General features: G+C 69.4%; 7 protein-coding genes and 1 pseudogene. 7 read left to right on the forward strand and 1 reads right to left on the reverse strand.

The features are described from left to right. Positions 1 to 12: 12 nt before the first annotated feature. A complete protein-coding gene (locus QNO07_RS14545) occupies positions 13 to 1,719 on the reverse strand; it encodes an IS1182 family transposase (protein ID WP_283992402.1) in 1,707 nt (568 codons plus the stop codon). Between the two features lie 159 nt (positions 1,720 to 1,878). On the opposite strand from QNO07_RS14545, the gene QNO07_RS14550 reads away from it, so the two are divergent. From QNO07_RS14550 to QNO07_RS14585, 7 genes and pseudogenes are all read left to right on the forward strand, one after another. After that, complete coding sequence (locus QNO07_RS14550) at positions 1,879 to 2,199, forward strand: hypothetical protein (RefSeq protein ID WP_283992403.1); 321 nt, start codon at positions 1,879 to 1,881, stop codon at positions 2,197 to 2,199. Positions 2,200 to 2,300: 101 nt separating this feature from the next. Continuing rightward, positions 2,301 to 4,538, forward strand: a complete 2,238-nt coding sequence (locus QNO07_RS14555; protein ID WP_283992404.1) for a hypothetical protein — start codon at positions 2,301 to 2,303, stop codon at positions 4,536 to 4,538. A 220-nt stretch (positions 4,539 to 4,758) separates the two neighbouring features. Then, a complete protein-coding gene (locus QNO07_RS14560) occupies positions 4,759 to 5,532 on the forward strand; it encodes a class I SAM-dependent methyltransferase (protein ID WP_283992405.1) in 774 nt (257 codons plus the stop codon). A gap of 611 nt (positions 5,533 to 6,143) precedes the next feature. Next, positions 6,144 to 6,662 (forward strand): annotated as a pseudogene (locus QNO07_RS14570) (AAA family ATPase); the annotation flags it as partial. Beyond that, positions 6,659 to 7,435, forward strand: a complete 777-nt coding sequence (locus QNO07_RS14575) for an ABC transporter permease (RefSeq protein ID WP_283992406.1) — start codon at positions 6,659 to 6,661, stop codon at positions 7,433 to 7,435. The pseudogene QNO07_RS14570 and the gene QNO07_RS14575, both read left to right, overlap by 4 nt. Before the next feature lie 7 nt (positions 7,436 to 7,442). Beyond that, the gene (locus QNO07_RS14580) at positions 7,443 to 8,753 is read left to right on the forward strand and encodes a sensor histidine kinase (protein WP_283992407.1); all 1,311 of its coding nucleotides are present in this window, start codon (positions 7,443 to 7,445) and stop codon (positions 8,751 to 8,753) included. Next, complete coding sequence (locus tag QNO07_RS14585; protein WP_283992408.1) at positions 8,746 to 9,387, forward strand: response regulator; 642 nt, start codon at positions 8,746 to 8,748, stop codon at positions 9,385 to 9,387. Before QNO07_RS14580 ends, QNO07_RS14585 begins: the two co-directional genes overlap by 8 nt. The last annotated feature ends 81 nt before the right edge of the window (positions 9,388 to 9,468 follow it).

Here is a 9,468-nt window from a genome sequence, read left to right on the forward strand (position 1 = left end):
TGAAGGTCCCGGTCAGGTTCCCAGGGCTCGCCAGGACTTCGGCCGGGGTATCTCGCGCTGGTCGAGGTAGTGCTGGAAGGCAGTCGGTCGGCGGGACGTGGGTGTTTCTTCGGCCGGTGGCAGTCCGCTGAGGCGCTCGATGTTGACGGCAATGGCCGTCAGAACGTGCTGGATGTGGGCCTTCCCCTGTCCTCGGTAGCGGCAGCGCCGCATTCCGTGTCCGTGGGCAAACTCGTTGACCGTGCCCTCCATTCCAGAGCGGACCGCATAGCGGGTCTTCCACTCGGGCGTCTGTTGCTCCGCTCGGACGCGAAGTTGCAGGTCATGGAGTTCTTGCGGGGGAAAGCCCACGGTTCGGGCACTGTCCGCGGTGGAGGTGCACTGAGTGCGGGCCGGGCAGGGACGGCACTGACTCTTGGTGAACCTGGCCACGATCAGCGGGGCCGCGGTGGGTGACGAGGTCGGGTAAGGGCCGTGCCAGCCCGCACTGACCTGGCCCTGGGGACACGTGACCTGCTGACGGTCGTAGTCGATGTGGAAGTCGTCCCGGGCGAAGCCCTGGTTCTGCCGGTGTTGGCGGGTGGGGTTGCTCCGCAGCGGTCCGGAGACGGTGACCTGGTGTTCACGGGTGGCTTGTTCCAGGTGGGGCAGGGACGTGTAGCCGGCGTCGACCAGGTGCTCGGCGGGCAGCAGCCCGCGCCGCGCCAGACGGGTGGGGATGGCGGGCAGGACCTGACTGTCGTGGGTGGTGGCCGCGGTGGTGGCCACATCCGTGATCACGTTGGGGTCGTCGGGAGCACAGGTCTCCGTCAGATGGGCGGCAAATCCCTTCCAGCTGATGATGTGCCCGTGCCTCGCGTAGCGGGCCGAGGTGTCGTAGGGAGAGACAATCGCCCGGGACGAGGGCGGCAGCCCGGGTCCGCCTTCCTTCTCGGCGGTGCGCCAGCGCAGCCGGCCTGCCTGGTCACGGTGGTAGTTCTGCACCATGATCTGGCGCAGGGCCTGGACGCGAGGGCCGGACGTGCGGCCTGTTTCGTGCCGGTAGAGGTGTTCCAGGAGCCGGACAGCATCGTTCCCGGTGGTCAGGATCCTGGTCGTGGGCTTGGTGGGGTTCTTGCCCAGGCGGACCGGCCGACCGTAGCGGCGGCCCCACTCCTCATCGACCAGCTCGTCCAGCAGGTGAGGGGACATACCGGCGACTTCTTCGAGTGCGGCGCGGACCGCCTCGGTGACCAGCTCCAGGCGGGTCAGGTCACGCACCGCGGCCAGGACGTGGGTGGAGTCGGTGCGCTGCGTGGTGCGCTCGCGCACCAGGCCGGCCTCCTTGAGACGGGCCAGCACGAGGTCGAGGAGGCGGTCAGCGCGGTCGCCTTCGGCGAGACGGTCGCGGAAGTCGGCCAGCACGCTGTGATGAAACCCGGGATCGTCCAGTTCCATCGCCATGGCGTACTTGAAGTCGATGCGACAGCGGACTGCCTCGGCGGCCTGCCGGTCCGACAGGCCGAGCAGGAACTGCAGCACACAGACGGTGGCCAGTTGAGCAGGCGAGAGCCCCGGGCGCCCATCCCGTGGGTACCAGTCGGCGAAGTCCTCGTCGCACCACAGCCCATCGAGGCGGTCGCGTACCCATATCGCCGTCGTACCGCCCGGATTGCTCGCCCGCGCGATCTGCGCGGTCAGAGAAGGGACTTGCTCACCGGAACGCGGGCGCAGGGACAACGGGCACCTCAACAGCTGCATCGGTCATCGGAACCACCCGAGCATGCCCGCTGATCATGCTGGGCCACTGGGAAACTCCAAGATCCCCGACAGAGTCAAGCCAAGGCCACTTCGGTCGTCTCCTACGTCGGTGTCCTGGCGAGGGCCGCGGCGTACGGGGTGCGTGCCGCGCGCACCCGTTCCGCGGTCGAGCGGCTGGAGAGCCGCTTCAGCGAGCGGGCCGCTTCGGCCCGGTACCTGTCCGAGGCGATGACCGTCCTGAACGTGGACGAGCCCACCACCACCGCCTACATGGAGATCTCGACTCTGTCGAACGCCATGGCGGGCAACGTCGGCCAGATCGTGTCCGCCTCCGACTCCCTGTCGAGCGCGGCGCAGGGCCTGGACGGCGAGACGCAGGCGCAGCACAGCCGCATGGCGGAGGCCAACCGCACCCACACCGTGGAGATGGCCGACCGCGCGTTCATCCAGCGCCGCTGAGGCACGCACCACCCACCCGGAGGGAAGGCCGGGGCCGCACCGAGCGGCCCCGGCCTTCCCCCTTTTGCTCTGTCACTTCGAACGGGAGGAGAAGGCCCGCGATGGCGAAGACAACCCCGGCCCAGACCGCAGCCAAGGACGACACCAAGCAGGAGCTGACCGGGTTCCGGGCGCGGGCCGCTGAACTTCAGCGTTCCCCCGGCCTGTACGCCGGTGCCGCGCTGGGCTTCGCTCCCGGCGTGCTGAGCGAGGGGCAGCTGCTGGCCGCCGCGCTCGGTGCGGGCGGCGTGGCGGCCGGGTGGGCGGCGCTGGGCATGGTGCCCGGCCCGTGGCGGTGGCTGCCTGGGCAGGGTGAGCCGTGGGAGTGGACGTGCCGCTCCAGCCGCCGCGGCTACCGGCGCACCCTGCGCCGCATGCGCCGCCGCCTCGCCCACGACCCCAGCCTTCCGCCGGTGGTCGGCGCGGACGGCCTCCTCGTCCCGGTCGTTTCGATCGCGGAGGGCTGGTACGGGCACGAGCAGCGGCCCGCGCTCGTGCGGGAAGCCACGGCCGAGGCCCGCCGTGCCCGCTGTGAGATGCTGCGCGCCGCCTGGCAGCGGGTCCTGCCGGACTGGGAGCGCGGCTGGTGGCGCCGGTACACGGTGACCGAGATGGCGCTGCGCGCCGGACCCTTGGCGGTGATTCCCGCGACCGGGTTCGCCGACGGGCCCTGGTGGGCCCACCTGGCCGTCGCTTCGGCGGCGGCCGGCTGGGGCGCGCAGGTGTGGCACCGGCCCGACCCTGCCAACCCGGCGGAGGCGAAGGCGCCGCGGGCGAGCGCGGACTGGTATCTGGGCCGGTGGGCGGAGTGGATCGCGTGCGAGCGTGGCTCGCTGCCCGCCTCCAAGCTCGTCAGCGTCCATCTGGACGAGGACAAGCTGTCCGCCGTCATCGTCTCCACCACCGCCAGACCGGCCGTGGCCGTCGACCAGGACGCGGTGTCGATCGCGTTCGACGTGCCGCCGCGGGCGGTGAACATCTACCGGCCCGACGACATGCCGGCCGGCCGCGCCAAGCTCACCGTCCGGCTGCGCACCGCGCAGACCAGCGAGCTGGACCCCGAGGACCTGCCGGCGGTCTGGCAGGAGTACACCCCCTACAACGGCAGCCGCCTCTACGACGTGGAAGCCACCGAGTTCGGCCGCCGCTTCAAGCTCCTCATGCCGCGCCGCGGTGCCTCGGTCGCCGAGGTGCAGCCGCGCAGCATCGCCCAGGCCCTGGACATGGAAGGAGTGGACACCGTCTCCCGCCTCCACCTGCGGGTGCTCGACGCCCGCCGGATCGAGGTCAACGAGATGTCCAGCAACCCCCTCCAAGACGGCGTCCCGCTCGACCTGGACGCGCTGGTGATGGACGACCAGGGCTACATCACGGTCGGCAAGGACATCTACAGCAACCCGGCGAAGTGGCGGCTGCTGAAGTTCGACCCCACCCGCCGCGGCCTGTCCGGGCGGCCTTCCGCCTCCGCGGTCCACGCCTTCGGCTCCGGCACCACCGGCGCCGGAAAGACTAGCCTGGAGGAGGACCTGCAGATCGCCCAGCGGGCCAACGAGTTCATCTCCTGGCTCGCTGACGGCAAGGGCGGCGCCGGCTACGCCCCCTGGCTGGGGGACCTGGACTGGCTGGTGAAGTCCGCGTTCGGCGCGATGCTCATGGGCCAGGCCGCCAACCAGGTCAGCGAGTACCGCTACGCCGAGCAGATGAAGATGCAGTGGCTGGACGCGGAAGGGTTCACCGAGCAGGGCCGCGCGTTCTTCGTGCCCGGCGACCCGTTCGCCCCGATGGTCGTGACCTGGGACGAGTTCAACGAAATGATCCTCAAGGACCCGCAGGCCGACCACGTCAAACCGCTGCTGCGATCGGTCTCCAGCGTCGGCCGCCTCTCCCGCGCCGCCGGCATCGCGGCACGGGTGTGGGTCCAGATCCCCAACCTCGACTCCCTCGGGTCGGACAGCAGCGCGAACGCCATTCGCGACATGCTCCAGTCCGGGAACATCGCCTTGTTCCGCACCGCCCGCTCCGACGTCGACATCATGTCGCTGGGCTCACGCACCCCTGAGTTCCGGCTGGCACCGCTGCCCGAGCGGTTCCCGGACGGCTCCGAGACCGGCGGCCTGTTCTACCTCGCCGACGGCAAAGCCCAGTACATCCAGTCGCGGGCCATGTTCCACACCAACCCCGCCCGCGTCTCCCGCCAGTTCCCCTTGCAGACGCTCACCGCCCCGCTGGCGGTCCTTCATCCGGACGCGGCGTTTCGGCAATCAGTTTGGATGGCTGTGCCTAAAAGCGCTCCGCAGTGAACGCGCGCTTGCCGGCTGCGGTCCCCATCGTGGCCGATGGGGCGCCGGTGGAGTGGGGACCTGCGTCGGTGCGGCGTGTCGCGGTTTCCCACGAAATCCGGTGGAGTCTCAGCGGCCGGAAGTGGTTGGGTCCTGCTCAATGCTTCGCTGACACGGCCCGGCACAGTGCGTGGCGCAAGGCCCGAATCGCAGGACGGTCTAGCCCGCGCGTCGTCGAGTGATGGAGGTTATCGCGGTGGCTGGTTATGGGGCGCTTTCCGACGTATACGAGTGGCTGATCGGGGACGACAGATTGACCCCCGCCAAGGCAGCCGCGGTTTACTACAGCGATGTCGTGGGCTCTCTGCCGCCCAACGCACGCGTCCTCGACTGCGCGTGTGGAACCGGCCAGCTCGCCGTCGGTCTCGCGAGTCTTGGCCTTGACGTGGTCGCCGCAGACGCCAGTGATGGGATGGTTCGCCGGACCGAGAAGGTCACCAACGAGCAGGGTGTCTCGCTTCGAGCCCTCCGCGCGAGTTGGGACGAGCTGCCCGACCACCTGGAGGACTCCACGTTCGATCTGGTGCTCTGCGTCGGCAATTCGCTCGGGCACGCCAAGGGCGCAGCCGGGCGCCTGACCGCACTGGAAGCGATGTCGCGGCTGCTGAAGCCGGGCGGACGCCTTGTGCTCCACTCACGCAACTGGGAGCTCGTGCGCTCCGCCGGCTCACGAGTAGACGTCCGCGATCGACTCATCCGCCGCAACGACCGCGATGCGGTCGTCAGCTACTACTGGCAGATCGAGCAGCGCTGGGAGCAGGAACACTTCCTCGAGATCGTGGTCGCCCAGATCGAGCCGGATGGGGCAGTGCGAGCCTGCTCGGAGCGGTTGTCCATCTGGCCCTACCGGTACGAGGACCTCGTGGCGCAGTTGCGGAGCGTCGGGCTCACGGTGCAGTCCACCACCTTCGACCCCGAGAGCGATGGATACCTGGTGGTCGCCAACCGCGACTAGGCGCGAGGCACGTCTGAGCCGGAGCTCTCTACGCTGGGCACGGCCGCCGTGCTGCTGCTCCTGGTCGTCCGGCCCCGCCTGCACGGCCGCGACCGCGCATCGTTCCCGTACTGGGCACGCCTGGACGAAGACAAGATCCGGGCCTGCATGGACGGCGACACCCGAGCGCAAGTCCGGCCTTGGCGCCCCCGACGACATCCAACAGCTCCAGAGCCGGATCACTGCCCTGGAACAACAGGTAGTCGACCTGACCGGACAGCTCGAAGAATGCGACGAGGAACTCCAGGCCGCGCGAGCCGCCAACCGCCAACTGATCAGACGCCTCAACACAGCGCGCCCCAGAGAAACGTGAGCACGGTGAAGACTGCCAGGATCGGGTACACCGAACGAATGCGCTGTCTCGTACTCAGCCAGTGTTGGTGACTCGCAGAGCGAGCACGTACGCGGAGGTCAGCAGCATTCACGATGATCGCCGCGCCGTCCCTACCAGGTCGTACCCCGCCATCAACCGATCGGCTGATGCTTCTTCGAGCGGGATGGCCGATGTCCGAGCCTGCCCTGCCACGACACGCTCTTGTGCATGGCAATCATCGAAGTCAGCGGCCTGCACAAGGCTTACGGGGGCAGGAAAGCAGCGCCTGTTCATCGCGCTCGCCCTGATCGGCCAGCCCAGTATCGTCGTACTGGACGAGCTGACCACCGGGCTCGACCCGCGCGCCCGCCGCGACACCTGGCAGCTCATCGAGGAGGTACGCGCCAGCGGTGTCACCGTACTGCTGGTCACGCACTTCATGGAGGAAGCCGAGCGTCTGTGCGACCGGATCGCCCTGATCGACCAGGGCCGGATCACCGCACTGGACACCCCGGCCGGGCTGATCGGGCGGACCGCGAGCAGCACGGCGATCTCCTTCAAGCCCTCCGCCGCGCTGGACACGCGGCAGCTGGCGGCCCTGCCCTCGGTCGCATCCGTGAGGGAGAAGAACGGCCGGGTCGTCGTCAACGGCACCGACGAGACCGTCAACGCCGTGCTCTCGCTGCTCGCCGGGCAGGGCATCACCGCCCACCAACTCCGTGTCGCGGAGGCCACTTTGGACGACGCCTACCTCGACCTGACGGGAACGGACGCATGACCACCATCACCCACACCCGCCCGACTGCCGTCAAGGGCAGCGCTACCGCCGTCCTCAAGGCCGAAGCACGTCTCTTCTTGCGCGAACCCGCCTCCCTCTTCTGGGTCCTCGCCTTTCCCACAGTCCTGCTGTGCATCCTGGGCTCCATCCCGTCCTTCCGGGAACCCTCGGCCGATCTGGACGGCCTGCGCGCCGTGGACCTGTACGTCCCCGTCGCCGTTCTGCTCGCCGTGATCATGTCCGGTATCCAGGCCATGCCGCCCGTCCTGACCGGCTACCGCGAGCGAGGCATCCTGCGCCGCATGTCCACCACACCCGTGCGGCCGGGCTCCCTCATCGGTGCACAGATCGCGTTGCACGGCGCCGCCGTGGTCCTCTCCGCGTTGCTCGCCCTTGCCGTGGGCCGGATCGTGTTCGACGTGGCCCTGCCTCGCCACTTCCCCGGGTACTTGACAGCCTTCGTGCTCGCCACACTGGCCACCCTGGCGATCGGCGGCACCGTCTCCGCCGTCAGCCGCACAACGAAGATCACCCAGGCGGTAGGCTCGTTGGTGTTCTTCCCCGCGATGTTCACCGCCGGTGTCTGGCTGCCGGTCTCGGCCATGCCCGACGCACTCCAGCGCATCGTGGAACTGACGCCCCTGGGCGCCGCCGCGCAAGCCCTCGACCAGGCCGCTGCGGGAGATTGGCCGAGCTGGACGCACTTTGGGGTCATGGCGCTGTGGGCGGTCCTGCTGATCGCCGCAGCCCGGCGCTGGTTCAAGTGGGAGTAGGGCACACATGAGGACGACGGTCGAGGAGCGCTGGGCGCAGTTCTTCCGGTACGGCCCCTACGCCCTGCTGGGCCTCGCCATGCTCACCGGGGCCGCGGCCGCAGACCTGGTGATGACCCGGCGGGAGATGTACGCCGCAGGGGCCCTCCTTCTTGGCGCGCTGGCCCTCCAGGCGTGGTGGACCTGGGCCGTACCACGGCTGCTGGCGGCGGACTCAGCCGACGAACGCACCCTGGCCGAGTACCTCGTCGGAGTGGCAATCGCCGATATGGGCATCGGAGCCCGGGTGCTACCTGCGGGCACCACTGCGGGACGCGTCTACTTCGTGCTGCGCACCGCCCTCGCCTTCGTCCTCACCTGGCTCAACCCCTTCTTCGCCATCTACGCGTGCCTCGGCTGTTTCGACGCCGGGCACTTGCTGTCGCCGCGCGCTGCCCGGGCCGGGCTCGTGGTCACCGCTGTCATCACGGCGGGCTCCCAGTCCGGCGGCCTGCCACCCGCCTCGCTGATGAACTGGGTTGCCTTCGGGGCGATGTTCGTTCTCAACACGGCGCTCTTCATCGGCCTCAACCACCTCGGCGCCAAGGAGGCCGAGAAGGCCACCGAGCGCGCCGAGACCATCACCGCCCTGGAGAAGGCCCTCGACGAGAATGCCGCCCTGCATGCCCAACTCGTCATCCAGGCGAGGGAGGCGGGCGTCGCCGACGAGCGTCACCGTCTCGCCGCCGAGATACACGACACCATCGCCCAGGGCCTGACCGGCATCATCGCCCAGCTCCAGGTGGTCGCCTCCGCCACCGACCGGGCCCTGGCTCGTGAGCACCTGGACCGCGCCCAGGCGCTGGCCCGCCACTCGCTGGGAGAGGCCCGGCGCTCCGTACAGAACCTCTCTCCGGCCGCCCTCGAGCACGACATGCTCCCCGAGGCACTGAAGAAGACCGTCACCGAATGGTCCGAACGCACCGGTGTCACCACACGCTTCACCGTCACCGGGACCGAGGAGCCGCTGCACGAAGAAGTCGCCGTCACCCTCCTGCGGATCGCGCAGGAGGCCCTCGCCAACGCGGCCAAGCACGGCCGCGCCACCCGCGCGGGCGTCACCCTCTCGTATATGGAGGATGAAGTCACCTTGGATGTACGGGACGACGGGCGCGGCTTCGACCCCCTCGCCGTGCCACCGCGCACCGGCACCGGCGGCTTCGGCCTCGACGGGATGCGTGTCCGCGCCGAACGCATCGCGGGCACCTTCGCCGTCGAGTCGGAAGCCGGCCAGGGCACCGCGATCAGTGCTCGCGTACCGTTGGTGCGCCATGACTGACCGCATCATCAGCTTGCTGATCGTCGACGACCACCCAGTCGTACGGGACGGTCTGCGCGGCATGTTCGCCTCCGATCCCGGCTTCGACGTGCTCGGCGAGGCCGCCGGCGGTGTCGAGGGAGTCGAATCCGCGCTGCGCCTCGACCCGGATGTCGTCCTCATGGACCTGCGCATGCCGGCCGGCAGCGGGGTGGAGGCCATCGCCGAGCTCACCCGGCGCGGCGCCCGTGCCAAGGTCCTCGTCCTCACCACGTACGACACGGACTCCGACACGATCCCTGCGATCGAGGCGGGCGCCACCGGTTATCTCCTCAAGGACGCACCCCGTGAGGAGTTGTTCGCGGCGGCCCGGGCCGCCGCCCAGGGCCGTACCGTCCTGTCGCCCGCCGTCGCGTCCCGCCTCGTCTCCGCCGTCCGGAAGCCAGCCGTGCCCGCGGGCGAGGTGCTCTCGGCCCGCGAGCGCGAGGTGCTCGGACTAGTCGCCAAGGGCACGTCGAACCGCGAGATCGCCCGGGAACTCTTCATCAGTGAGGCGACGGTTAAAACCCATCTGACCCATCTGTACGGCAAGTTGGCCGTGAAGGACCGCGCGGCTGCGGTGGCGGCGGCCTACGACCGTGGCATCCTCGGGTGAGCTCGGCCTCGCAGTATGAGTGGACGTTAAGTCCGATCTTCCTCGGTTCGTGATCGCTCGATCGTGTGACTGATCGCTGGC

The sequence above is a fragment of the Streptomyces sp. 549 genome (assembly GCF_030124175.1).
Classification (GTDB): Bacteria; Actinomycetota; Actinomycetes; order Streptomycetales; family Streptomycetaceae; genus Streptomyces.